Consider the following 23,140-nt stretch of genomic DNA (forward strand, 5'->3'; position numbering starts at 1 on the left):
GTGTTATAGTGGCAGCAACATAAGTATTACAGGCAGGCACAACACAATGAGCATTAACGCATTGATTCCGCAAAGTAAACTTCCCAATCTCGGCACCACCATCTTTACGCAGATGAGCGCCCTGGCGCAGCAGCACAACGCCATTAACCTTTCTCAGGGGTTCCCGGATTTCGACGGCCCGGCTTATCTGCAGGCGCGTCTGGCGTATCACGTGGCGCAGGGAGCAAATCAGTATGCACCGATGACGGGCGTTCAGGCGCTGCGGGAAGCCATTGCGGACAAAACGGCTGAGCTGTATGGCTATAAGCCCGATGCGAACAGCGATATTACGGTGACGGCAGGGGCGACCGAAGCGCTGTATGCGGCCATCACCGCGCTGGTGCGTACGGGCGATGAGGTTATCTGCTTTGATCCGAGCTACGACAGCTATGCGCCTGCGGTTGAACTCTCCGGTGGCGTGGTAAAACGCGTGGCGCTCCAGCCGCCGCATTTTCGCCCTGACTGGCAGGCGTTTGCCGCGCTGCTGAGCGACAAAACCCGCCTGGTGATCCTGAATACCCCGCACAACCCGTCGGCGACGGTGTGGCAGAAAGCCGATTTCGCCGCGCTGTGGCAGGCGATTGCGGAACGTGAAATTTACGTGCTGAGTGATGAAGTCTACGAGCACATCTGCTTTGCAGAAGAGGGACACGCCAGCGTGCTGGCCCATCCGCAGCTTCGTGAGCGTGCTATCGCCGTCTCGTCATTCGGTAAGACTTACCATATGACCGGCTGGAAAGTGGGCTACTGCGTCGCACCGGCGGCCATTAGCGCTGAACTGCGCAAGGTGCATCAGTATCTGACCTTTGCCGTGAACACGCCAGCTCAGCTGGCGCTGGCGGATATGCTGCGCGCTGAGCCCGGGCATTACCGCGAGCTGCCGCACTTCTATCGTGAACGTCGGGATCTGTTTGTGGCTGCGTTAAGTAAAAGCCGTCTGGAAATTTTGCCGTCTGAAGGAACCTACTTCCTGCTCGCGGACTACAGCGCGATTTCCGATCTGGATGACGTCAGCTTTTGCCAGTGGTTGACAAAAGAGGTGGGTGTAGCCGCCATCCCGCTGTCGGTGTTCTGCGCCGATCCCTTCCAGCATAAGCTGATCCGCCTTTGCTTTGCGAAGCAGGAATCGACGCTGCTGGCGGCGGCAGAGCGTCTGAACACGCTCTGATTATTTCACCGTCCAGGCTTCTGAGTAACGGCGGTCTGCAAACAGCTCCAGCAGACCGTTAATTTGCTTGAGGCGCAAAACTTCATCGCCATCCATACCCAGCTCCTTGCTTATTCTCTCGTCATTCCAGCCAAGCTGCACCAGCTCGCGAACGATCTCCGACATGGCGTTAATCTGGTGCCGACCCCGCGCCCGGTTGTGACGAATAGTGGCAGCCATACGGTCATGTTTATCCTGTCGGTCCTGACGCAGGCAGGTAACGGGGAGATAACCCTTGAGCTGGTGCTTCAGTGCCGCCTGGTTTTTGCCGATTTCATGGCGATGAAAACCATCCACAATTTCGTAGTGCTGCGGTTCACTTTCTGTCACAACGATAGGTTGGGTGAATCCATCAAGCTCCAGCGACTTGCTGAGCAGCCGTTTTTCTGGTGGAGCAACGTTATTGGGGTTGTAGTCGTTAGCGGTAATATCGTCCTGTCTGATCCAGAGGACGCAGTCTATCGGTTGCTCACGAAACGGGCTGTTTTTATGGATCGCTTCGCGAAAAGCATTTATGGCCTTAATGCGATCCTCTTCGGAAAGTGACTGAAGGTACGTTTCCATCTCGGTGATTAGTCTTTGTCGCATAATATGCCCCACTCCTTGCGTTTCGCCTTCACTCTGTCGCTGTAGCGCTGATAATGTTTGGGTTTATTTGGGCTGAACGATAGCGCTCTGCACCAGTAGTCGTTATTAAGGAGAACCTTGCAAATACGGCGCCACGAGGGGATGTCTTTGCAACCGATATCACCGTCCTGCGTGTCGGGAATATTCTCTATGCCTCTCTTCTTATACCAGTGCAGATAAATGGCGATTTTATTGCGGTAATGCTCAGCCGTATTTTGCGGCATGCTGTCGAGGAGCAGCATGGCATATTCGTGCCAGCAGAGGCGTTCAGGCTTCAAGATTTTTCGGTGGCCGTAAAAATGGTTATCGTGCCCGGCGTACATCCCCCCGCTGCGCGCACCGCTCACGCGCTCACACATGGACGCCCAGCGATCGGGTTCAACAACGTGGTAGAGCCATAAGCCCTGGCGCTGCTCCGGGCCAAAGGGTTCACAAATACGCATGTAGCGTAGCGGCACGCCCGCCTGAAACATCAGGTCATAGAGTGGGTTATAGCAACATCCCGATTTGGCAAACCAGGTCCATATATCGGCGGTTTTCCAGTCGTAGATGGGGTAGATATACCAGGCATGCCCGCCCGGAGCGAAGGTTGTCCAGGGTTTATCATCGGCAAACCGCTGTTTACGCGCCGACGCGATAGCCAGAAAACGGTTGTAAGACTCATCGGCGCGGATGCCAATCAGTACCGCCGCCGGGCGATTGTGAGAGAACCAGTCGGAGAAGCTGCGGACAAAGGTTTCAAACGTCATGCCTGGCTGGTAGAAGGGGAAAAAAGCGGGATCGGTTATCGCGTTGTCAGGAGGGTGGCGGACCCATCGGGTGCCGGGTTCCCAGCATTGCCATTCCGGCTGGAATTGCGACAGGGAATTTTGCGTTGTCAGGGGAAGCGCGACCCACCAGAAATGATCGATGACATCGCTGTACAACTCGCGCATATGCTCAACATGGGTAATGGTATGGGAAAACTGCGCTTCCCAGTCGATAAAGAGGACATCTATTTTGATTTTCATCAGTCGCGCCTGTCGGGCAACTAAATGCAGCATGACGGTGGAGTCTTTACCTCCTGAAAAAGAAACACAGGTTCTGGGAAAATTTTCGAGAGTCCATTTTATTCGCTCCCGAGCAGCAGTAAGGACATCCTGGTTTAAGGGGTATTTATAAATTGACATGCTTATTCTCTTCCTGAGGAATAAATACCTGACTGTAGCGTTAATACTAATGAGATGATTATATCAGTCAATAATTAGTTGGATATGAAATGGTTATGTCACGTAATTCTATAACGGTGGTGTATGTTTTAACATTGTGGTTCCCATTTAGTGTGAGAACCACACCAACAACTCACGGTAAGGATATTTCTTCGATAAAACTTGCGAATGCCGAGCTATTGAGCGCGGAGCGATTATACATCATGTAAATATCAATGCTGGGGAATTGAATGTCAGTTTCCACTTTGCGCAGGTTGAGGGCTGGCCCATATTGTTCGAAGGCTGGCGCGGGCACTAATCCTATGAGGTCGGATGAACCGATCACCGACAGAAGGGATATAAAAGAGTCGCTACGATAGACAATATTTCTTTCGGTTAACAGGCTTTCGGCCTTTTCCTGATAGGTTTTGAAGCTGTTCTCATCGTTCAGGTAGGCGGTGAAGTTTTCATTCAGAATCTCTTCACGCGTGGGATTTTCACTGAGACGGGGATGACCCTCCCGACAAACGAGCACGAAAGGAAGTTTATGGTAGAGGCTACAGGCGATAGAGTGACTGTTAGAGGAGGAAAACGAAAATATCAGGTCGGCTCTTCTGTAGGCTAAGAGATCTTCTGCTGAATCAGGCGAAAGAAAAACATCATGCAATTCAATTGAATAGTTATGGTTGTCCATGAGCAGTTTTATAGGGTCAAGCGTTGCTTTCGTACTCATAAAATGTGGGCAATAAATGACAAAATTCTTCTTCAACCCGCTGCTGTGCATGATATTGATAGTCTGCTCCAGCTGGTTCAGGTTCTGTTCCAGATGATGATGCAAATTGACGCCGACGGTCGTGGGCGTGATCCCTTTACCGGAACGGATAAACAGAGGATCGTTGAGCTGTCCTCTCAGGCGTTGCAGTGACTGGCTCACGGCAGAGGGGGTGATATACAGCGTCTCGGCGGCTTTACTGATACTAAGGTGTTGGTAAATGCACTCGAAAATGACTAACAGATTAAGATCAAATTTTTTAAGGTCATAGAGGTTTGCCATATTTCGTCCTGAGGGTGCTGCGTTTGCTGTGGTTATCATATAACTGATAACAATAGTTTGAGGCTAACCATTTATAACCCTTTTGGTAAGCTCTCTTAGTTTTAAATTAAAAGCATCTCAATGTATCACGGTGGTAGATTATTGAAAGAGCGCTTCAAAGGCGATTAAGGTAATTTTATCTTCGAAAACGGGGTAATCATATAAATGACAGTTGTCATTTATATATTGAGATAGTTTTATAATAAAAATAAATTTATAACGCTCCGGAATGATGTTCGACACAACCTATCACAGCCATAGGCAGGAATGCCTCTCTTATGGATTGCTCAATCCCTGCGCGGATGGTGTAATCAAACGGCTGTTACCGCCTTGATAGAAAGGGTTGTAGAGCGCAACGCAACGCCAGTTTCGGCTGGCACTGAATGAACCTGCGGGGAATTCAGGTATCAGGGCCGCCCGTTGAGGCGGCCTTTTTACTTTCAGGCTTCCCTGTAAAAGGTTCACCTTGTTGTCTTGTCGACGTTGTAAGGTTTGGCTGATTGATTTGATAAAGCATACGCATTAGCCCCGATGAATAAAGTTGGTTACCTTACATCTCAACGAAAACACGGAGGAAGTACAGATGTCTTTGATTAATACCAAAATTAAACCTTTCAAAAACCAGGCGTTCAAAAACGGTGAGTTCATCGAAGTTACCGAGAAAGATACCGAAGGCCGCTGGAGCGTCTTCTTCTTCTATCCGGCTGACTTTACCTTCGTTTGCCCGACTGAACTGGGCGACGTGGCTGACCATTACGACGAACTGCAAAAGCTGGGCGTAGACGTTTACTCTGTGTCTACCGATACCCACTTCACCCACAAAGCGTGGCACAGCAGCTCTGAAACCATCGCAAAAATCAAATACGCGATGATCGGCGACCCGACTGGCGCCCTGACCCGTAACTTCGACAACATGCGTGAAGATGAAGGCCTGGCAGACCGTGCAACCTTCGTTGTTGACCCGCAGGGCATTATCCAGGCTATCGAAGTTACCGCTGAAGGTATCGGCCGTGATGCTTCTGACCTGCTGCGTAAAGTCAAAGCCGCTCAGTACGTGGCTTCTCACCCAGGCGAAGTTTGCCCGGCGAAATGGAAAGAAGGCGAAGCCACGCTGGCTCCATCTTTAGACCTGGTCGGCAAGATCTAAGTCTGTAAAGCCTGGCGGCGCTGCGATTGCACGGGCCTACAGTATCGTAGGCCAGGTAAACGAAGCGCCACCCGGCAATCAATGGGCGCTCCCCGCGCCCATTTCATTCCAGCACCATGATGCAAGTTGCATTCAGGCCGCCCGATTAAGGCAGCTTGCATGATGACGTTTTTAACGAGGGAAGAATAATGCTCGACACAAATATGAAAACCCAGCTCAAGGCCTACCTTGAGAAACTGACCAAACCCGTTGAGCTGATTGCTACGCTGGACGACAGCGCGAAATCGGCAGAGATCAAAGAACTGCTGGCTGAGATCGCCGAGCTGTCGCCGAAAGTGACCTTCAAAGAAGATAACTCGCTTAACGTCCGTAAGCCCTCTTTCCTGATTACCAACCCGGGCTCCGGGCAGGGACCGCGCTTTGCCGGTTCTCCGCTGGGTCACGAATTTACCTCACTGGTGCTGGCGCTGCTGTGGACCGGTGGTCATCCGTCAAAAGAAGCGCAGGCGCTGCTGGAGCAGATCCGCGATATCGACGGTGATTTCGAGTTTGAAACCTATTACTCGCTCTCCTGCCACAACTGCCCGGACGTGGTGCAGGCGCTGAACCTGATGTCTGTCCTCAACCCGCGCATCAAGCACACGGCGATTGACGGCGGTACCTTCCAGAATGAAATCACCGATCGCAACGTGATGGGCGTTCCGGCGGTTTACATGAACGGCAAAGAGTTTGGCCAGGGCCGTATGACGCTGACCGAAATCGTTGCCAAAGTGGATACCGGTGCTGAAAAACGTGCGGCGGAAGAGCTGAACAAACGCGATGCCTACGACGTGCTGATCGTCGGTTCTGGCCCTGCGGGCGCGGCGGCAGCGGTATACTCCGCGCGTAAAGGCATTCGTACTGGCCTGATGGGCGAACGCTTTGGCGGTCAGGTGCTCGATACCGTGGACATCGAAAACTACATTTCCGTGCCGAAGACCGAAGGCCAGAAGCTGGCCGGCGCGCTGAAGGCGCACGTCAGCGACTATGACGTAGACGTGATCGACAGCCAGAGCGCCAGCAAGCTGGTTCCGGCAGCGGTCGAGGGTGGTTTACACCACATTGAAACCGCCTCCGGCGCGGTGCTGAAAGCGCGCAGCATTATCATTGCCACCGGTGCGAAATGGCGCAACATGAACGTCCCGGGCGAAGATCAGTACCGTACCAAAGGCGTGACCTACTGCCCGCACTGCGACGGCCCGCTGTTTAAAGGTAAACGCGTGGCGGTGATCGGCGGCGGTAACTCCGGCGTGGAAGCGGCTATCGACCTCGCGGGTATCGTTGAACACGTCACCCTGCTGGAGTTCGCGCCAGAGATGAAGGCCGACCAGGTTCTGCAGGATAAAGTTCGCAGCCTGAAAAACGTCGACATCGTGCTGAACGCGCAGACCACGGAAGTGAAGGGCGACGGCAGCAAGGTGACCGGTCTGGAATACCGCGACCGCGTGAGCGGCGACGTGCACAGCGTTCAGCTTTCAGGGATCTTCGTGCAGATTGGTCTGCTGCCTAACACCACCTGGCTGGAAGGCGCGATTGAGCGCAACCGCATGGGCGAAATCATCATCGATGCGAAATGTGAAACCAGCGTGAAGGGCGTGTTTGCGGCGGGCGACTGCACCACCGTGCCGTACAAACAGATCATCATCGCCACGGGCGAAGGGGCGAAGGCGTCGCTGAGTTCGTTCGACTACCTGATCCGCACCAAAACCGCATAATAGAAGAAAGTAAGGCTACACCTGCAATAGCGAGAGGCCACCGAAAGGTGGCCTCTTTTTTTATCTTACGACCATCACCGGTATATGGGTGTGGCGGATCACGCTGGAGGCGTTAGAGCCCAGCAGATGCGTGGTAATGGAAGGGTTGCGCGAACCGATGACAACCACGTCTGCTTTCAGTTCGTTCGCCAGTTCGTTTACCGCATCGCGTACGCTGCCGAATCTGACGTGCGTTTTGATCCGTGAAGGGTCGATGCTGAAGTGGCTGACCATGGTTTGCAGGCGAGTTTCCGCTTCATGCTGCAAATGCTCCTCGAAGCGACGCACGTCGGCGGCAAAGCGGTGCAGGCTCAGGCTGGCGGAGCCCGGCAGTACGTGCAAAAGGTGGATAACACCGTCCTGCTGCGCCAGGAACTCCGCATGGCGAACGGCCTTGTCGCTCAGCTCCATCTCAAAAACATCAACCGGCATAATGATTCTCTGATACATACCCGTTTCTCCTTGTTTATAAACGCTGAACTCATTCAACCATAAAATATAAATGGTTTCTGTAAGCGCCCCGTCAGTTTTCTTATCTCACCAGGATAAATCTCAAAAGCCCCGTATTTCAGGGCGGACCTTCAGGGGTGGCTACCCTTATACACTTACCTGGAACCTTTCGGAGGTCGCATGAAAGCACTTACGTATCACGGTCCGCACCATGTTCGCGTCGAGAATGTCCCCGATCCCATTATCGAACAGCCCGACGATATCATTCTGCGCGTCACGGCCACGGCTATCTGCGGCTCCGATTTGCATCTCTATCGCGGAAAGATCCCGAAGGTGCAGCACGGCGACATTTTTGGCCATGAATTTATGGGAGAAATCGTCGAGTGCGGCGCAGAGGTGAAGAATTTGCAAAAAGGCGATCGGGTGGTGATCCCCTTTGTCATCGCCTGCGGGGACTGTTTCTTTTGTCGTCTGCAGCAATACGCTGCCTGTGAGAATACCAATGCCGGGCAGGGCGCTGCGCTGAACAAAAAGCAAATCCCCGCGCCGGCCGCGCTGTTTGGCTACAGCCATCTCTACGGCGGTGTGCCGGGGGGACAGGCAGAATATGTTCGCGTGCCAAAAGGCAACGTCGGGCCGTTTAAGGTTCCGCAACTCCTTTCCGATGATAAGGCGCTGTTCCTTTCGGATATTTTGCCCACGGCCTGGCAGGCGGCAAAAAATGCGCAGATTGGAAAAGGTTCGAGCGTAGCGGTTTTCGGCGCCGGGCCGGTGGGATTACTGACCATTGCCTGCGCGCGGCTGTTAGGGGCTGAGCAGATCTTTGTTATCGATCACCACCCGTACCGTTTGCGATTTGCCGAGGCGCGTTACGGCGCAATCCCCATCAACTTTGATGATGATAACGACGCCGCGGAAAAAATCATCGAGCAGACCGCGGGCCAGCGCGGCGTTGACGCCGTGATTGATGCGGTCGGGTTTGAAGCGAAAGGCAGCACCACCGAAACGATCCTCAGCAATCTTAAAATTGAAGGCAGCAGCGGCAAAGCGCTGCGTCAGTGCATTGCTGCCGTTCGACGCGGTGGCGTGGTCAGCGTACCCGGCGTGTACGCCGGGTTTATTCATGGCTTCCTGTTTGGCGATGCCTTTGATAAGGGGCTGACGTTTAAGATGGGCCAGACGCACGTCCATGCCTGGCTGGGGGAACTGTTACCGCTGATCGAAAAAGGGCTGCTTACGCCGGAAGAGATCGTGACCCATTATCTCCCCCTTGCGGATGCGGAACGCGCCTATAAGATTTTCGAAAAACGGGAGGAGGAGTGCCGGAAGGTGATTCTGGTCCCTGGTGCAGAAACGCCCGAAGCTGCAGAGCAGAAAGTTAAGGGCCTGGTGAATGCTTTCCCGGGTGGGGTTGCCTGAGAATGTTCGCTTACCAGTGGCGTTCAAGATAGAGCACGGCCGTGACGATAACCGCCACAAAAATCAGAAAGATAAGTGTAATAACGCCTATCTCACTCATGACCGTCCCCGCGGCACCAAAACAGATTAAGCGTGGATTAAGGCCATTTTGCGCGGTATAGGAAAATCGGGTGAATTTGCGGAAAGAGGATGCGGCTGCATCCTCTGTGCAAAGCGGATAGGCGCTTATTCAGAAGAGATTAACGCAGGTAATCGCCCGCGGCTTCTGGCTGGTAGAGCAGCTCCAGCACTTCAAGATGGGTCGAGGCACCGCCCGGCAATTCCCAGTGGATCGTATCCCCCGTACGCAGCCCCAGCAGTGCGGCACCCACAGGAGCCAGAACAGAGAGCTGTGCGCTGCTGTCGGTCATCTGAGCGGGGTAAACCAGCGTACGGGTCAACTCTTCCCCGGTGGTCAGATTGCGGAATTTCACCTGGCTGTTCATGGTGACCACGTTATGCGGCATCGTCTCAGGCGTGCACATCTGCGCCCGGTCGAGCTCCTCATTCAGTGCGTCGGCCACGGGGAGTGAGGCGAACTCCGCTTTCTCCAGTAGCCTGTCGATACGTTCTGCGTCGAGTTCATTGATGATAATGGTAGGTCTGGACATTTTTTACTCCATGTCGTTAATGCTGCGTCTAACGCAGAAACTGATCCAAAAGAAAACCCTCGCCGTCTGGCAGCGAGGGTTTAACTCTCCCGATGATACTGGCTGAGCACGCAAGTTTGAAGTGATGAAAGTCACATTCATGGTCCATATGAATTTTCGCTGAAATTTATTCAGTCTTCATTCCGGGTGGAATACGTTACGCTGAGTGTCCTGAATCCGGGCGTTGCCCACCAACGAGAGAGCACTATGTACTTCTATCAACCGTCTCAGGGACACGGCCTGCCGCATGACCCGCTGAACGCCATTATTGGTCCGCGTCCGATCGGCTGGATCTCCTCATGCGATAAGGCCGGTCAGCTGAACCTCGCACCGTATAGCTTCTTTAACTGCTTTAATTATCGCCCGCCGATCATCGGCTTTTCCAGCAACGGCTGGAAGGACAGCGTGCGTAATATTACCGAGACAAAAGAGTTTGTCTGGAATCTGGCGACGCGCGATCTCGCCCAGGCGATGAATCAAACCTCCGCGATGCTTCCCCACGATCGGGATGAATTTAGCTTTGCCGGACTTACGCCAGCGGCCAGCCACCTGGTTAACGCCCCTCGCGTTGCAGAAAGCCCGGTGAATTTTGAGTGTCGCCTGTCGCAATGCATTCAACTGACGGGGGCTGACGGTACGCCGGTAGACACGTGGCTGGTGCTGGGGGAAGTGGTCGGAATCCATATTGCCGAAACGCTGCTGGAAGAGGGGATATACCAGACGGCAAAAGCGCAGCCCATCCTGCGTGCGGGTGGGCCGACGGCGTACTATGGCATCAGCGATGAAAACCGGTTTGATATGGTGCGCCCGGGCGCGGATCAGTAACCGGCTTTATCAATCACGAACTGTTTTCCGCAGTTACCCGGATGTGGCTGCGGTGCAAATGACGCCGCTGAAAGCGGGTTGTTAATGGCGTTTGCCTTCAGGGAAATTTGCATTTCGGTCAGATACGCCGGGTTGCCGTTGCAGGTCAGCTTGATCGCTTTGATGTTCTCCTTGCCCCAGCTTTTGGCAACGGCACTGTCAAAGTCGCTGCGATTGACGGATTTCCCGTAGTTGTCGGCGATGAATTTACCGACCGCGCTGCTTTTAACTTCCTGATTCATCCGCACCATCGTGCCGAAATAGGCATCCGGATCGAAACCAAAGCAGACGCCATGTTTGGCATATTCGTAGCGTTCCAGACAGGAATTCCCGCCCGCGCCCGGCATCACGTCGTTGAGCTTCGCGGCAGCGGAAAGCGACAGTCCGGTTTCGGCGGCATCGCATTTGCGGCTGGCCTTCACTTCCGGCATGTTCGGAATGGGGCGCGTGGCGCAGCCAAAACGCATCCAGCGACGTTCATCCACGCCGCGTGCGGCAATAGATTTTGGCAGGCCGGGCCATAGCCCGTGAACGGTCAGGAAATCGGCTTTATTCTCGCGCTCTTTCTGCAGGCGACATTCGTCAGGTTCATTACGGTTGCGCTCGACCATGCTCTGGCAAAAACCGGTTTGCCAGGACAGGGCCAGCACATAGCGATCGAAATCGCCATACTGGGTTGCCTCGAGCGGTTCTGCCTGTGTGGAGAAGACACAGAGTGCAAGCGCGATTGCGCCAGACGGGATAACAATATCCTTCCTGAACATATGATTTCCTGATCGAATGAACACGATTAATTTCTGGAAGTTATTAAAGCACAAAAAGCGCCCGCAGGCGCTTTTTGGATATCAGTAATTTAGCTTAGGCCGCGCCGGGTACCAGCACTTCCGTGGCGATAATCACGATAATCAGCCCAACCATAACGGGCACTGAGGTGCGTTTGACGACTTCGAACGGCGAGATTTTCGCCATTCCGGCAACGGCAACGACCACGCCCGACACCGGCGAAATGGTACGGCCCAGGTTTGATGCCTGCAGCATAGGAATGGAGAGATAGGCCGGGTTAATACCGGACGAGTGAGCCAGTTTAGGGATCATCTCAACGAAAGCGTAGAAAGGCGCGTTGCCGGAACCGGTGGTCATCGCCGCCAGCATGGTCAGCACCACCAGAACCAGCATCAGGATAATACTGGCCGAGCCGAACGAAGTGGCGATAGAAATCAGGCTCTGGATAAAGCCGATCGTGCTCAGACCCTGGGCAAAAACGCCCGCTGCAACCAGCAGCATCACCACGCCAGCGAAGGCATCCGCCATACCTCGATACGCCACTTCCAGACCTGAGAAGACTTTTTGCGTGTTAAAACCGCGCACAAACTCCAGCACGGCGGCCAGCAGCATGCAGATAACCAGAATGGTGATGATGTGCAGCTGTGGACCCCATTTGCCGTCAAAAATCAGCACTCCGACGATCGGCGTAAAGGGCAGAATGGCATAAAACGCGGGAGCGGTGGTGGTGATTTCACTCACGTCCATCATTTCATGGCTGATGTTTTCTTTCTTATCGAGATAGCGCTGCCAGAAGAAATGCGCGATACCCATGCCGACAATGGCAACGATTGAGATCGGTAGCGTGGTTTTAAAGGCAAAGTCGATGAGCGACATTTCCGCCGCCTTTGCCGCCAGCACAACGTCGCCGGAGGTAGGGGAGAGAATAATCGCTGCCGGAGACGCGCAAATGGCTGTAGCCGCGCCACGGCTGATACCGACGTTCACCATCACCGGGAACAGCGTCGCCATCAGCAGTACGCCAAGTCCGGTAGCCGACGAAACGGCCAGCGACATCAGGCACGCGAGGAAATAGGCCGCGACCATCAGCAAATACGGCGAGTTAATGTATTGCAGGGGTCTGGAGGCAAGCTTAACGACCATGTCGTTGGCGCCGATATGGGTCATATAGGCCGCAAAACCACACAGCATCATGATCATCATGCCCAGATCGCCGCCGCGGCTCATGAGCAATATTTTAATGTATTCAACAATATCTGTAGCGGTGTAACCGGTGCTGGTCGCGCTGGCAGGTAACACCTGGTGCCCCATTATTGCGCTGATAATCAGCAGCGTTAAACCGCCAACAAATAATACGCCCGTGGCCGAGTAGCCTTTAATGATGTAGCGTGCGACGCCGACAATGACGACGACTCCAATAAGGAGCTCGAATAACGTAAGCATGATGTCCCCTGTATCTCTGCTGCAATGGAGCACAAAAAATCAATAAAAAAAATAAGGATGAAAATGTGCCGAATAATTGGCCTGTTCTTGCTGATTAAAATCAATAAACAGACGACTAGAGAACAGAACAACCGTGTTTTTGCCATAGCCCATACATTTATGTCATGAGGCCCTTGACCGTGAGAAATAGCGCAATATGTCCCATTAATGATAACAAATTGTTAATGCTTTGTATGGTTTTGCATGTCTTTGATTAAGAAAGCTAAATGATAAAAGTCACACCCCTTGTGGGCTTATTTGCACGTATCGTCCACTTTCTTTAAGAATATTCCCGGAAAGAGGCCGAATAATTAGGAATAACGCCGATGCCGTTAAGCCTTGATTCAACTATTTTATGGTAAACTTTGCCTCGAATACTAAGAATGGTAATTGCATTGTGATCGTACGTAATACATTTTTCTCTATTTTGTTGTTTATTTTTGGGCAGTTAACGTTTTCTTCTGTTGCACAGGCAGAAGGCAACGCGACGGATAAAGGATGGTTTTCAACCTTTACGGATAATGTTTCCCAGACCTGGACGGCACCTGAACATTATGATCTCTATGTTCCGGCAATAACGTGGCACGCGCGTTTTGCTTATGACAAAGAGAAAACCGATAAATACAACGAGCGTCCGTGGGGCGCAGGTTTTGGCCAGTCTCGCTGGGATGAAAAAGGCAACTGGCATGGCATCTATCTGATGGCCTTCAAAGACTCGTTTAATAAATGGGAGCCGATTGGGGGCTATGGTTGGGAGAAAACCTGGCGTCCGCTTGCGGACGAGAACTTCCACGTCGGTTTGGGCTATACCGCCGGGGTCACTGCACGTGACAACTGGAACTACATCCCGATCCCGGTGCTGCTGCCGCTGGCCTCTATTGGCTATGGCCCTGCAACGTTCCAGATGACCTACATCCCGGGGACTTACAACAACGGAAACGTTTACTTCGCCTGGATGCGTTTTCAGTTTTAACTGACAAAACGTGATGTGGTGGTGAAAAAATGCGCAGGCGTTGATTCATAAGCGATAAAAATCTGTCAGTGAAAATTAACGCGACTTTAGTCACTTTTTATCAAAGATCCGCTGGACAAAAGGTCCCACAATTGATGTACTGATAACCGACACAGCATTTGTGTCGTTTTTTAATGTAAAGGTAATTTTGATGTCTAAGATTAAAGGTAACGTTAAGTGGTTTAATGAGTCCAAAGGATTCGGTTTCATTACTCCTGAAGATGGCAGCAAAGACGTGTTCGTACACTTCTCTGCAATCCAGTCTAATGGTTTCAAAACTCTGGCTGAAGGTCAGCGTGTAGAGTTCGAAATCACTAACGGTGCCAAAGGCCCTTCTGCTGCTAACGTAATCGCTCTGTAATTCAGACGCGTCAGCAAGAATTTCAAAACCCGCTCACTGAGCGGGTTTTTTTCGTTTTGAATCAGCCAAGCAGATACATTTTCAGGAAGCTGGCAACGATCAGCACGCTCAACAACACCATTCCTGCGCTCATCAGACTCTGTTTCATTCTGTCACCCTCGTTCAGTACTGCATCCAGAGTGACAGAGAAAAATTAAGCCAACATTAACGGTTCGGCTGTTAATGCGCGCTTGCGGAAGAAAAGAGCCAAAATGCGATCCCCGTCATCGCAAAGGAGCCGAACATATTGATCGCCATATTCATCAGCGCCCAGCCGATACGGCCTTCCTGAAAGAGAAAAACCGTTTCCGCAGAAAAGGTTGAGAAAGTGGTTAACCCACCGCAGAATCCGGTGGTAATCAATACCTTCCACATTGGGTCGATGTGCGTCATTCGGTTAAACCAGGCCAGCCCCATGCCGATGATAAAGGCACCAATCAGGTTAGCGGCAAGCGTCCCCATGGGAATCGCCTGATGCAGGGGGTTAAACCGCATACTCAGAAACCATCGCGCAACGCTACCCGTTCCCCCACCAATAAAAACGGCTAAAAGTAGTTGTAACACGCTAAATACCTGCTATTTGATGTGTAAGAGAAGCGAGTTTAACGCCGTTTATGATGAGGGGACAAATATGTATGTTGCGGTAGGGCAGTTTGCGGTCACACCTGACTGGCATGAGAATGCGAGCACATGCGTCAACCTGATGATGCAGGCCCGGCAGAAAGGCGCGTCGCTGCTGGTGCTCCCCGAGGCGCTGCTGGCCAGGGATGATAACGACCCGGATTTATCCGTGAAGTCCGCGCAGCCGCTGGATGGCGAATTTTTACAGCAGCTGCTCGCCCAGAGCGTGGGCAATACGATGACGACGATCTTAACGATCCATGTTCCCTCCACGCCGGGCCGTGCAGTGAATACGCTAGTGGCGATTCGCGACGGAGCCATTGTTGCACGTTACGCCAAGCTGCATCTCTATGATGCGTTCAGTATTCAGGAGTCGCGTCGCGTTGACCCCGGAGACAGTATTCCACCGCTTCTGGAGATTGACGGATTCAAGATCGGGCTGATGACGTGCTATGACCTGCGTTTTCCCGAGCTGGCGCTCCATCTGGCGCTACAGGGGGCGGACGTACTGGTACTGCCTGCCGCGTGGGTCAGAGGGCCGTTAAAAGAGCACCACTGGGCAACGCTGCTTGCGGCGCGCGCGCTGGATACCACCAGCTATGTCGTTGCTGCAGGAGAATGCGGCACGAAAAACATCGGGCAAAGCAGGGTGGTTGATCCGCTGGGGGTAACGATCGCCGCCGCCGCTGAAGCCCCGCATTTGCTGGTGGCGGAGATAAGCTCAGAAAGAATTGCGCTTGCGCGTCAGCAATTACCCGTTCTTCGCAATCGTCGGTTTGCGCCACCGCAATTATTGTGATGTTTTTTTCAACAATGCTTGATTCACCTTGTTACAGATTGCTATTGTGTGCACGCGCTAAATGACCGTTAATACAATCAGGTTTTGGCGCTGAATGCAGCCTGTTTTAAGTAAAGAAGGTATCTATGGGTGAGATTAGTATTACCAAACTGCTGGTGGTTGCCGCACTGGTCGTCCTGCTGTTTGGTACCAAGAAGTTACGCACGCTGGGTGGTGACCTGGGGGCTGCCATCAAAGGCTTTAAGAAAGCAATGAACGACGATGATGCAGCGGCGAAGAAAAGCGCCGAGGATGACGTCCCGGCAGACAAGCTTTCTCACAAAGAGTGACAGCAACGCCTGAGGGCTTGCGAAAAAAAAACCGGCTCATGAGGCCGGTTTTTTTGTATTACTGTAAATGAATATTACAGCATTATTTTACTTCTTCGCCTTTAGCCTGCATATCTGCATGGTATGAGGAGCGAACGAATGGGCCGCAGGCAGCGTGGGTGAAGCCCATCGCCATCGCTTCGGCTTTCATTTCATCGAACTCGTCCGGGCTCACGTAGCGCTGTACCGGCAAGTGGTGGCGGCTTGGCTGCAAATACTGTCCCAGGGTCAACATGGTCACACCGTGGCGGCGAAGATCGCGCATCACCTCAATGATTTCCTCATTTGTTTCACCCAGACCCACCATCAGACCAGACTTGGTCGGAATATGCGGATGCGCTTCTTTGAAACGCTCCAGCAGTTTCAGAGACCAGTTATAGTCAGCACCCGGGCGGACCTGACGGTAGATACGCGGCACGTTCTCCAGGTTGTGGTTAAACACATCTGGCGGCGTGGCGGTCAGGATATCCAGCGCGCGGTCCATACGGCCGCGGAAATCAGGCACCAGCGTCTCGATTTTGATGTTAGGGCTTTTCTCGCGAATGGCCGTAATACAGTCGGCGAAGTGCTGAGCACCACCGTCACGCAGATCGTCACGGTCAACGGAGGTGATTACCACATAACGCAGCGCCATGTCGGCGATGGTCTGCGCCAGCTTCTGGGGTTCGTTAGCATCAGGTGCGACTGGACGGCCATGAGCAACATCGCAGAACGGGCAGCGGCGGGTGCAGATAGCACCCAGAATCATAAACGTCGCGGTACCGTGATTGAAACATTCAGCAAGGTTCGGACAAGAAGCCTCTTCACATACGGAGTGAAGGCCATTCTTGCGCATCGCCGCTTTGATCCCCTGGATACGCGAAGAGTCGGCCGGAAGTTTGATTTTCATCCATTCCGGTTTTCTTAACAGCGCCTCGCGCTCTGTAGCCACGTTTTTAACCGGGATAAGGGCCATTTTATCGGCATCGCGGTATTTAACACCGCGTTCCATCACAATGGGTTTACTCATAGCGTGCGTGTTCCAGTTGCGAATATCGAAGGAAAGCGTTTCAATTCAAGGGAATGTTGTATTTATCAACTATTTTTGAACGAACGACAGGCAGTATATCATTGAAACGGTCGTTAAAGCAGCCTGCCAGATCGCCAATTTGTAAAATAGTTGTTGTTTTGTGCCTTTTGCCCTGCCTGTTGCAGGGGCTTGTGCTGGCTAAACCTGTCAGAAGGCCTGACGGATAATGCGGATGACGTTTTCCAGGACCGGATCGCGCAAACTCAGCTTGTTGTAATGCAGGGAAATCTCGATAGATTCCGCATTAAGCTGACTGAGCGGAATGCTCTCCAGCGGCCAGCATTTTCGTAGCAGGCTGTACAGGCGTGATGGCATAACGCACAGCATGTCGCTGCTGCCGATCAGGGATGCGGTGGTGAACATATTGTAACTGCTGAAGCTGATCTGGCGTTCCGGGAAAATTTCATCAATACGCTGACGAAGCGCATGGTTAGACTGCCCTTCGGTCATGAAAGAGGAGTGGTCGTAGTTGCGCAGGTTTTCGATGTTCAGCGGTTCGCTGAGAACCGGATGCTGCTGCCGGCAAACCAGCACCAGGTTATCCGTATAGAGCACATTTTGTCCCAGCGCTCTGGCGCTGAAGCTACCGCTTTCAATAATCAGGTCCGTCTGGAACTGCGCAAGCTGAATGTCAGGTTCATGGAGAGGCACATTGCGAAGCAGGAGCTGCGGAGCATGCTCTTTCACGGCCTGGAAGATCGCCGGCATCACAAGCACTCCCACAGAAGGGGAGCAGCCGATGGTGATGGTTCTCTGCTTATCATAGCTACCGGTTAAATCCAGTGCGCCCAGAATCGACTCCAGCCCCTGGCTGATGTACTCATGGAGATGCGTGGCGTAAGCCGTCGGCGTTACCCCCTGGCCCTTACGAATAAATAGCGGGTCAGGAAATATAGCGCGTAGCTTTTGGATTGACTGGCTTATTGCTGATGGCGTGAGATTAAGAATTTTCGCAGCGTTAACGATACCCTTGTGGACATATACTGCCTCAAAAATAGTCAGTAAATTGAGATCAATATTACGTAAAGTCCGAAAAATTTGCGGCTTGTCTTCGCCACCAGGTTCATTCAGTCGTTTGGCTGGTAAATTATTATACTCCACGCTTTCACTCCGTATACATTCACAATATGAATGATAGTTGAATTTATTTATTATGCTTGTAGAGATTCGTAAAGGGTTGGTTTTGTTTCACTTCTTTCTCAAAAGCAAACGGTTGAGTGATAATTGCTCACGTTACTTATGCCGTGTTTGCCGAGCTTGCTGGAGGCTAAATAATATGTAGCGGTAATATTCGGGCGCTTCGAAAATATAGAATCTGTGGATTATTGTAAAGTGCAAAAGCGGTAAATAAACAGCGGCCCGTCAAATTAGCGAGCCCTGTTGTACGATATATTAAGCAGGGATATATTCGTGCGGGGGATTGTTAAGTAGCGCTAACACGTTCTTCAAAAGCACGGGGCGAATAGCTTCTGGCGTAGCGGTTTCAACCCACTGGCGCATTTGCGTCATTTCCATGCCGGCATAGCCGCAGGGATTAATGCGCTGGAAAGGCGCAAGATCCATATTAATATTCAAGGCCAGGCCATGGAATGAGCAGCCTTTACGAATACGCAGCCCCAGAGAGCAGATCTTCATTTCCCCAACGTAGACGCCCGGTGCATCGGCGCGTGGATGCGCGTCAATACCATATTCCGCCAGCGTGTTGACGACAGTTTGTTCCAGGAGGGTGACCAGTTCACGTACGCCAAGCTTTCTGCGCTTCAGATTGAGCAGGACGTACATCACCTGCTGCCCGGGCCCATGATAAGTGACCTGACCGCCGCGATCGCTCTGTATAACCGGGATATCTCCCGTCATTAACAAATGTTCTGCTTTACCCGCCTGACCCTGCGTAAATACTGGCAGGTGTTCAACCAGCCAGATTTCATCTGGGGTGCTGTCATCGCGTGAATCGGTGAAGTCATGCATAGCCTGGGAGACAGGCTCATAAGGTTGCAGGCCGAGGTGACGGACCAGAATTTTATCCTGATACAAAACTGCGTCTCCGAAGACGAGGGACAAAAGGTGTGGGGGAGTATATCACAGCGGGGAGAGGGGTTACCCGGCAAACCGGGTAACCGCAAAGGGACTACAGCACCATACGAACGATTTCGATATTGCCGAGTTCTTCGTAAAGCGTCTCAACCTGCTCAATGTGTGTCGCAGTGATGGTAATAGAAACCGAGTGGTAGTTGCCCTTGCTGCTTGGTTTTACTGACGGAGAGTAGTCACCCGGCGCATGGCGCTGTACCACTTCAACCACCTGATCAACCAGCTCAGGTTTCGCCAGACCCATTACTTTGTAGGTAAATGGGGTAGGGAATTCAAGCAGTTCGTTAAGTTTGGTTTTCATGTCAGCTCCGGCGTAACGTCAAAAAATAATAACTCCCACGTCAGGTGGGAGTTATCAGGATACTTAGTATATGGGGATCAAAATCACACTTTCAAGTGTTCAATTTTTAACCAAACCAGTGATGGAACATCAATTTAATGTAATCAATGATTTTGCCGAAGAAATTGCCTTCAGGAATTTCTTGCAGGACAACCAGCGGACGCTGATCGATCGTTTTGCCATCCAGCTGGAAGTTGATCGTGCCCACAACCTGGTTTTTCTGCAGCGGGGCATGCAGCTCGGTGCTGTTCAGCACGTAGCTGGCTTTCAGGTCCTTCATACGACCGCGTGGAATGGTCAGGTAGAGGTCTTTATCAACACCGAGTGAAGCGCGGTCGTTGTCGCCGAACCAGACGGGTTCAGAAGCAAACTCTTTACCTGCTTTCAGTGGGTTTACGGTTTCGAAGAAGCGGAAGCCCCAGGTCAGCAGTTTCTTGCTTTCTGTTTCACGACCTTTAAAGGTGCGGCCGCCCATCACGGCAGAGATCAGACGCATCTGGCCTTCAGTGGCTGAGGCCACCAGGTTGTAGCCCGCTTTGTCGGTGTGGCCAGTTTTGATGCCGTCAACGTTCAGGCTGTTATCCCACAGCAGGCCGTTACGGTTGGTCTGACGAATACCGTTGAAGGTGAACTCTTTCTCTTTATAGATAGAGTACTCGTTAGGGACATCGCGGATCAGCGCCTGACCAATCAGGGCCATATCACGCGCGGAGCTGTACTGACCGTCTGCGTCCAGGCCGTGTACGGTCTGGAAATGGCTGTTTTTCAGACCCAGCGCGTTCACGTAGCTGTTCATCAGACCCACGAAGGCATCCTGGCTACCGGCGGCGAAATCGGCCATCGCCACGCAGGCATCGTTACCAGACTGCAGGTTGATACCGCGAATCAGCTGGGAAACAGGGACCTGCATACCCGGCTTCAGGAACATCAGAGAGGAACCTTTGAAGACAGGGTTCCCGGTTGCCCACGCATCGTTACCGATGGTGACCAGATCCGATTCTTTGAATTTACCTGCCTTCATCGCCTGGCCGATAACGTAGCTGGTCATCATTTTGGTCAGGCTGGCCGGATCACGGCGGGCATCGGCATTCTGTTCTGCCAGCACTTTGCCAGAGTTGTAATCGATCAGGATGTAGGATTCCGCATCGATTTGCGGAACGCCAGGGATCATGGTCTTGATATTCAGGTCATCGGCGTGAGCTGCGGAGAGCGCAGCAGCGCAAAGGGCCGTGGTCAGCGCCATGCGCTGCACAAAACGAGCAGAAAAAGTGGTCTTCATGGTCAGAACTACGACATCCGTGATGGAATTAAAAAAAGTGCCTTACTATAGCAAATGCTATTCAGGCAGGCATCCGACTTTAAGCATGAGTTTGTGAATGCGTTTTACACAAACTGACAATTCGGATACCGCCGGTTAATTATTTTGCAACAGCGATAAATGACTGAAGCTGAGCTTCATTCTGCAGACGCTGCTGCAGGGATGCGGCCTGCGATTTGCTGGCAAACGGCCCCATCTGAATGCGCCATACCGCACCGTTCTGCTCAACGCGTCCAGGTACGCCAAACTGCTGGCTCAGACGCTGCTGATACTGTTTGGCCCGGGCCTGATCGCTCACTGCACCGACCTGAACCACGTAGCTGCCGCTGGCCGCTGCTGGAACTGCCGCCGCCGCACTTTGCGTGACCGCTGGCGCCGTTACGGGAGCCGGCTGGGTCGCTGGCGCAGCAACGGGAGCTGGGGCTGGGGTAGGCTCACTGCCTTCCAGCACGCCCGAGGCTAAGGTCGTTGGTGCGCCAAGAAAACCGCTACTCTTTACCGGTGCGCCCGTTGAATCGTCGCTTTGCAGCGTGTCATTGCTGATCGGGCGTATTTCTCCCCCAGGCTGAGCAGGTTCGGCCGGAGAAGAGACGCTGCCCATTCCGCCGTCAAGATTTGGGCGGTCGGGAAGGGCATAGGTCTGTTTCGCCACCGTCGTACACGCGGTACCCGGCCCGGACAGCGAACCATCCTGCGCGACGATAATCGGGTCAATACGAACTTTAGTGTTGTTCGAGGTATTCAGACGATCGGCTGACGCGCGAGACAGGGAGATCACCCGGTCATTCCCGTACGGGCCGCGGTCGTTGATACGCACGACAATCATGCGGCCGTTTGCCAGGTTGGTGATACGTGCGTAGCTCGGGATTGGCAGCGTCGGGTGTGCCGCCGTCAGCTGCATGGGGTCGAACGCTTCCCCGGAGGCCGTCAGGTTACTGCCTGGCTCGGCATCATAAATGGCGGCAAAGCCCGCCTGACTGAAACGGGAAGGATCCTGAACGATTTTATAGCTTTTGCCGTCGCGCTCGTAATCCTGATTGGCACTGGCATTCAGCGGTTCATAAACGGGATCGGCACCGCTGATTTCAACGATCGGGCCATTACACACCGCAGGCTGCGGCGGCGCGACGGTTGCCTGTTGCTGACCATCATCACTTGTGCAGGCCGCAAGTAAACTTGCCGCAATGCAGATCCCCAGCCACTGCTTACGCATTCCGATCCCCTTATTTTTATACGCTTTTTGACAACATTTTTCTGTGGGTATGGATCGACATCACGATACCAAACCCGGCCATCAACACGATCAGTGCCGAGCCTCCGTAACTCACCAGCGGCAGCGGTACGCCTACCACCGGCAGAATACCACTCACCATACCAATATTTACGAAGACATAAACGAATAAAATCAGCATCAACCCGCCAGCCATGACGCGACCAAAGGTGGTTTGCGCGCGCGCTGCAATCCACAATCCCCGCATGATCAGCAGTACGTACAGCGCCAGCAATATTAAGATGCCAACCAGCCCCAACTCTTCCGCCAGTACGGCAAAGATAAAGTCGGTGTGACGTTCCGGTAAAAATTCCAGCTGCGACTGCGTACCGTGCAGCCAGCCTTTACCGCGCAGGCCGCCGGAGCCAATCGCAATCTTGGACTGAATAATATGATAGCCCGCGCCCAGCGGATCGGTTTCCGGATCGAGCAGCATCATGACGCGCTGGCGCTGGTAATCATGCATCAGGAAGAACCAGAGAATAGGGATGAACGCCGCAATCAGCACCACCGCGATGCCAATCAGGCGCCAGCTCAGGCCCGACAGGAAGAGAACAAACAGGCCAGAGAGCGCGATAAGGATTGAGGTGCCAAGGTCAGGCTGCGCCGCAACCAGCAGTGTTGGCAGGAAAATCAGCACCAGCGCGATAGCGGTATTCTTCAGAGACGGTGGACAAACGTCGCGGTTGATAAAGCGTGCCACCATCAGTGGCACGGCGATTTTAGCAATCTCCGAGGGCTGGAAGCGGACAATACCCAAATCCAGCCAGCGCTGCGCCCCTTTTGAAATGGCGCCAAACGCATCTACCGCAACCAGCAAAATAATACAGAAGATGTAGAGGTAGGGCGCCCAGCCTTCGTAGACGCGCGGCGGGATCTGCGCCATCACCACCATGATGATCAGGCCCATAGCGATCTGGCCGATTTTGCGCTCCATCATCCCGATGTCCTGGCCGCTGGCGCTCCAGATAACCAGCGCGCTGTAAACCAGCAAAGCCAGCAGGATCAGCAGCATGGCTGGGTCGATGTGGATTTTGTCCCACAGCGATTTTTTATTTGGATTATCCGTCAT

At 52.8% G+C, this 23,140-nt stretch carries 25 protein-coding genes; 9 read left to right on the plus strand and 16 right to left on the minus strand.

Annotated features, from left to right (window positions below; genetic code table 11):
• The first annotated feature begins 46 nt into the window (after positions 1-46).
• Positions 47-1,207 carry a pyridoxal phosphate-dependent aminotransferase gene (locus V1587_RS08325; RefSeq protein WP_371898913.1) on the plus strand — a complete coding sequence of 387 codons (1,161 nt, stop codon included), beginning with the start codon at positions 47-49 and terminating at the stop codon, positions 1,205-1,207.
• On the opposite strand, the gene V1587_RS08330 is transcribed toward V1587_RS08325, so the two are convergent.
• The 3 genes from V1587_RS08330 to V1587_RS08340 form a co-directional block, all read right to left on the minus strand.
• Positions 1,208-1,834: an IbrB-like domain-containing protein gene (locus V1587_RS08330; protein ID WP_371898912.1), complete on the minus strand. Its 627-nt coding sequence runs from the start codon at positions 1,832-1,834 to the stop codon at positions 1,208-1,210.
• Complete coding sequence (locus tag V1587_RS08335; RefSeq protein WP_371898911.1) at positions 1,819-3,042, minus strand: phosphoadenosine phosphosulfate reductase; 1,224 nt, start codon at positions 3,040-3,042, stop codon at positions 1,819-1,821. Before V1587_RS08335 ends, V1587_RS08330 begins: the two co-directional genes overlap by 16 nt.
• A gap of 172 nt (positions 3,043-3,214) precedes the next feature.
• Positions 3,215-4,114 carry a LysR family transcriptional regulator gene (locus V1587_RS08340; protein ID WP_371898910.1) on the minus strand — a complete coding sequence of 300 codons (900 nt, stop codon included), beginning with the start codon at positions 4,112-4,114 and terminating at the stop codon, positions 3,215-3,217.
• Positions 4,115-4,736: 622 nt separating this feature from the next.
• On the opposite strand from V1587_RS08340, the gene ahpC reads away from it, so the two are divergent.
• Together ahpC and ahpF are read left to right on the plus strand one after the other, a co-directional pair.
• Positions 4,737-5,300: an alkyl hydroperoxide reductase subunit C gene (gene ahpC / locus V1587_RS08345; protein ID WP_008501015.1), complete on the plus strand. Its 564-nt coding sequence runs from the start codon at positions 4,737-4,739 to the stop codon at positions 5,298-5,300.
• Between the two features lie 188 nt (positions 5,301-5,488).
• A complete protein-coding gene (gene ahpF / locus V1587_RS08350) occupies positions 5,489-7,054 on the plus strand; it encodes an alkyl hydroperoxide reductase subunit F (RefSeq protein WP_371898909.1) in 1,566 nt (521 codons plus the stop codon).
• Between the two features lie 60 nt (positions 7,055-7,114).
• Here ahpF and uspG read toward each other — a convergent pair whose 3' ends face one another.
• Positions 7,115-7,543 (minus strand): universal stress protein UspG, encoded by a 429-nt coding sequence (gene uspG / locus V1587_RS08355; protein WP_023310731.1) that lies wholly within the window; start codon positions 7,541-7,543, stop codon positions 7,115-7,117.
• Between the two features lie 180 nt (positions 7,544-7,723).
• Here uspG and V1587_RS08360 point away from each other — a divergent pair, with 180 nt between their 5' ends.
• Entirely contained in the window at positions 7,724-8,962 is a 1,239-nt protein-coding gene (locus tag V1587_RS08360) for a zinc-dependent alcohol dehydrogenase (RefSeq protein WP_371898908.1), read from the plus strand.
• A gap of 10 nt (positions 8,963-8,972) precedes the next feature.
• Here V1587_RS08360 and yldA read toward each other — a convergent pair whose 3' ends face one another.
• Positions 8,973-9,062 (minus strand): small membrane protein YldA, encoded by a 90-nt coding sequence (gene yldA / locus V1587_RS08365; protein WP_321195651.1) that lies wholly within the window; start codon positions 9,060-9,062, stop codon positions 8,973-8,975.
• 139 nt (positions 9,063-9,201) lie between these two features.
• Positions 9,202-9,612, minus strand: a complete 411-nt coding sequence (gene rnk / locus V1587_RS08370) for a nucleoside diphosphate kinase regulator (protein WP_045261020.1) — start codon at positions 9,610-9,612, stop codon at positions 9,202-9,204.
• A gap of 246 nt (positions 9,613-9,858) precedes the next feature.
• Here rnk and V1587_RS08375 point away from each other — a divergent pair, with 246 nt between their 5' ends.
• The gene (locus V1587_RS08375; protein WP_371898907.1) at positions 9,859-10,476 is read left to right on the plus strand and encodes a flavin reductase family protein; all 618 of its coding nucleotides are present in this window, start codon (positions 9,859-9,861) and stop codon (positions 10,474-10,476) included.
• Here V1587_RS08375 and rna read toward each other — a convergent pair.
• Both rna and dcuC read right to left on the minus strand, forming a co-directional pair.
• Complete coding sequence (gene rna, locus V1587_RS08380) at positions 10,470-11,279, minus strand: ribonuclease I (RefSeq protein ID WP_371898906.1); 810 nt, start codon at positions 11,277-11,279, stop codon at positions 10,470-10,472. The two genes, V1587_RS08375 and rna, sit on opposite strands and share 7 nt — an antisense overlap.
• Positions 11,280-11,373: 94 nt before the next feature.
• Complete coding sequence (gene dcuC, locus V1587_RS08385) at positions 11,374-12,741, minus strand: anaerobic C4-dicarboxylate transporter DcuC (protein WP_371898905.1); 1,368 nt, start codon at positions 12,739-12,741, stop codon at positions 11,374-11,376.
• Between the two features lie 394 nt (positions 12,742-13,135).
• Here dcuC and pagP point away from each other — a divergent pair, with 394 nt between their 5' ends.
• Positions 13,136-13,753: a lipid IV(A) palmitoyltransferase PagP gene (pagP, locus tag V1587_RS08390; protein WP_080298633.1), complete on the plus strand. Its 618-nt coding sequence runs from the start codon at positions 13,136-13,138 to the stop codon at positions 13,751-13,753.
• Between the two features lie 190 nt (positions 13,754-13,943).
• The gene (cspE, locus tag V1587_RS08395; protein WP_002439184.1) at positions 13,944-14,153 is read left to right on the plus strand and encodes a transcription antiterminator/RNA stability regulator CspE; all 210 of its coding nucleotides are present in this window, start codon (positions 13,944-13,946) and stop codon (positions 14,151-14,153) included.
• A 219-nt stretch (positions 14,154-14,372) separates the two neighbouring features.
• Here cspE and crcB read toward each other — a convergent pair whose 3' ends face one another.
• Positions 14,373-14,756 carry a fluoride efflux transporter CrcB gene (gene crcB / locus V1587_RS08400; protein ID WP_023310740.1) on the minus strand — a complete coding sequence of 128 codons (384 nt, stop codon included), beginning with the start codon at positions 14,754-14,756 and terminating at the stop codon, positions 14,373-14,375.
• A 67-nt stretch (positions 14,757-14,823) separates the two neighbouring features.
• Here crcB and V1587_RS08405 point away from each other — a divergent pair, with 67 nt between their 5' ends.
• Entirely contained in the window at positions 14,824-15,612 is a 789-nt protein-coding gene (locus V1587_RS08405; protein WP_371898904.1) for a deaminated glutathione amidase, read from the plus strand.
• Positions 15,613-15,737: 125 nt separating this feature from the next.
• Positions 15,738-15,941, plus strand: coding sequence for a twin-arginine translocase subunit TatE (gene tatE / locus V1587_RS08410; RefSeq protein ID WP_023310742.1), 204 nt, complete (start codon positions 15,738-15,740; stop codon positions 15,939-15,941).
• Between the two features lie 82 nt (positions 15,942-16,023).
• On the opposite strand, the gene lipA is transcribed toward tatE, so the two are convergent.
• From lipA to mrdB, 7 genes are all read right to left on the minus strand, one after another.
• Positions 16,024-16,989 carry a lipoyl synthase gene (gene lipA / locus V1587_RS08415; RefSeq protein ID WP_023334887.1) on the minus strand — a complete coding sequence of 322 codons (966 nt, stop codon included), beginning with the start codon at positions 16,987-16,989 and terminating at the stop codon, positions 16,024-16,026.
• A gap of 207 nt (positions 16,990-17,196) precedes the next feature.
• Positions 17,197-18,150: a YbeF family transcriptional regulator gene (locus V1587_RS08420; protein ID WP_371898903.1), complete on the minus strand. Its 954-nt coding sequence runs from the start codon at positions 18,148-18,150 to the stop codon at positions 17,197-17,199.
• A 291-nt stretch (positions 18,151-18,441) separates the two neighbouring features.
• A complete protein-coding gene (gene lipB, locus V1587_RS08425) occupies positions 18,442-19,083 on the minus strand; it encodes a lipoyl(octanoyl) transferase LipB (RefSeq protein WP_371898902.1) in 642 nt (213 codons plus the stop codon).
• A 94-nt stretch (positions 19,084-19,177) separates the two neighbouring features.
• On the minus strand, positions 19,178-19,441 hold the full coding sequence (gene ybeD / locus V1587_RS08430) for a DUF493 family protein YbeD (protein WP_003858718.1): 264 nt from the start codon (positions 19,439-19,441) through the stop codon (positions 19,178-19,180).
• Positions 19,442-19,547: 106 nt separating this feature from the next.
• Positions 19,548-20,759, minus strand: a complete 1,212-nt coding sequence (gene dacA, locus V1587_RS08435; protein ID WP_032638844.1) for a D-alanyl-D-alanine carboxypeptidase DacA — start codon at positions 20,757-20,759, stop codon at positions 19,548-19,550.
• Positions 20,760-20,898: 139 nt separating this feature from the next.
• Entirely contained in the window at positions 20,899-22,011 is a 1,113-nt protein-coding gene (gene rlpA / locus V1587_RS08440) for an endolytic peptidoglycan transglycosylase RlpA (RefSeq protein WP_371898901.1), read from the minus strand.
• A gap of 16 nt (positions 22,012-22,027) precedes the next feature.
• On the minus strand, positions 22,028-23,140 hold the full coding sequence (gene mrdB, locus V1587_RS08445) for a peptidoglycan glycosyltransferase MrdB (RefSeq protein ID WP_008501037.1): 1,113 nt from the start codon (positions 23,138-23,140) through the stop codon (positions 22,028-22,030).

It is taken from the genome of Enterobacter sp. ECC-249, from assembly GCF_043965265.1.
GTDB lineage: Bacteria > Pseudomonadota > Gammaproteobacteria > Enterobacterales > Enterobacteriaceae > Enterobacter > Enterobacter quasiroggenkampii.

Bases quoted from the DNA above. Each gene is read 5' to 3' on its own strand.
- V1587_RS08325 (WP_371898913.1), top strand. From the start codon at position 47: ATGAGCATTAACGCATTGATTCCGCAAAGTAAACTTCCCAATCTCGGC.
- V1587_RS08330 (WP_371898912.1), bottom strand. From the start codon at position 1,834: ATGCGACAAAGACTAATCACCGAGATGGAAACGTACCTTCAGTCACTT.
- V1587_RS08335 (WP_371898911.1), bottom strand. From the start codon at position 3,042: ATGTCAATTTATAAATACCCCTTAAACCAGGATGTCCTTACTGCTGCT.
- V1587_RS08340 (WP_371898910.1), bottom strand. From the start codon at position 4,114: ATGGCAAACCTCTATGACCTTAAAAAATTTGATCTTAATCTGTTAGTC.
- ahpC (WP_008501015.1), top strand. From the start codon at position 4,737: ATGTCTTTGATTAATACCAAAATTAAACCTTTCAAAAACCAGGCGTTC.
- ahpF (WP_371898909.1), top strand. From the start codon at position 5,489: ATGCTCGACACAAATATGAAAACCCAGCTCAAGGCCTACCTTGAGAAA.
- uspG (WP_023310731.1), bottom strand. From the start codon at position 7,543: ATGTATCAGAGAATCATTATGCCGGTTGATGTTTTTGAGATGGAGCTG.
- V1587_RS08360 (WP_371898908.1), top strand. From the start codon at position 7,724: ATGAAAGCACTTACGTATCACGGTCCGCACCATGTTCGCGTCGAGAAT.
- yldA (WP_321195651.1), bottom strand. From the start codon at position 9,062: ATGAGTGAGATAGGCGTTATTACACTTATCTTTCTGATTTTTGTGGCG.
- rnk (WP_045261020.1), bottom strand. From the start codon at position 9,612: ATGTCCAGACCTACCATTATCATCAATGAACTCGACGCAGAACGTATC.
- V1587_RS08375 (WP_371898907.1), top strand. From the start codon at position 9,859: ATGTACTTCTATCAACCGTCTCAGGGACACGGCCTGCCGCATGACCCG.
- rna (WP_371898906.1), bottom strand. From the start codon at position 11,279: ATGTTCAGGAAGGATATTGTTATCCCGTCTGGCGCAATCGCGCTTGCA.
- dcuC (WP_371898905.1), bottom strand. From the start codon at position 12,741: ATGCTTACGTTATTCGAGCTCCTTATTGGAGTCGTCGTCATTGTCGGC.
- pagP (WP_080298633.1), top strand. From the start codon at position 13,136: ATGGTAAACTTTGCCTCGAATACTAAGAATGGTAATTGCATTGTGATC.
- cspE (WP_002439184.1), top strand. From the start codon at position 13,944: ATGTCTAAGATTAAAGGTAACGTTAAGTGGTTTAATGAGTCCAAAGGA.
- V1587_RS08405 (WP_371898904.1), top strand. From the start codon at position 14,824: ATGTATGTTGCGGTAGGGCAGTTTGCGGTCACACCTGACTGGCATGAG.
- tatE (WP_023310742.1), top strand. From the start codon at position 15,738: ATGGGTGAGATTAGTATTACCAAACTGCTGGTGGTTGCCGCACTGGTC.
- lipA (WP_023334887.1), bottom strand. From the start codon at position 16,989: ATGAGTAAACCCATTGTGATGGAACGCGGTGTTAAATACCGCGATGCC.
- ybeD (WP_003858718.1), bottom strand. From the start codon at position 19,441: ATGAAAACCAAACTTAACGAACTGCTTGAATTCCCTACCCCATTTACC.
- dacA (WP_032638844.1), bottom strand. From the start codon at position 20,759: ATGAAGACCACTTTTTCTGCTCGTTTTGTGCAGCGCATGGCGCTGACC.
- rlpA (WP_371898901.1), bottom strand. From the start codon at position 22,011: ATGCGTAAGCAGTGGCTGGGGATCTGCATTGCGGCAAGTTTACTTGCG.
- mrdB (WP_008501037.1), bottom strand. From the start codon at position 23,140: ATGACGGATAATCCAAATAAAAAATCGCTGTGGGACAAAATCCACATC.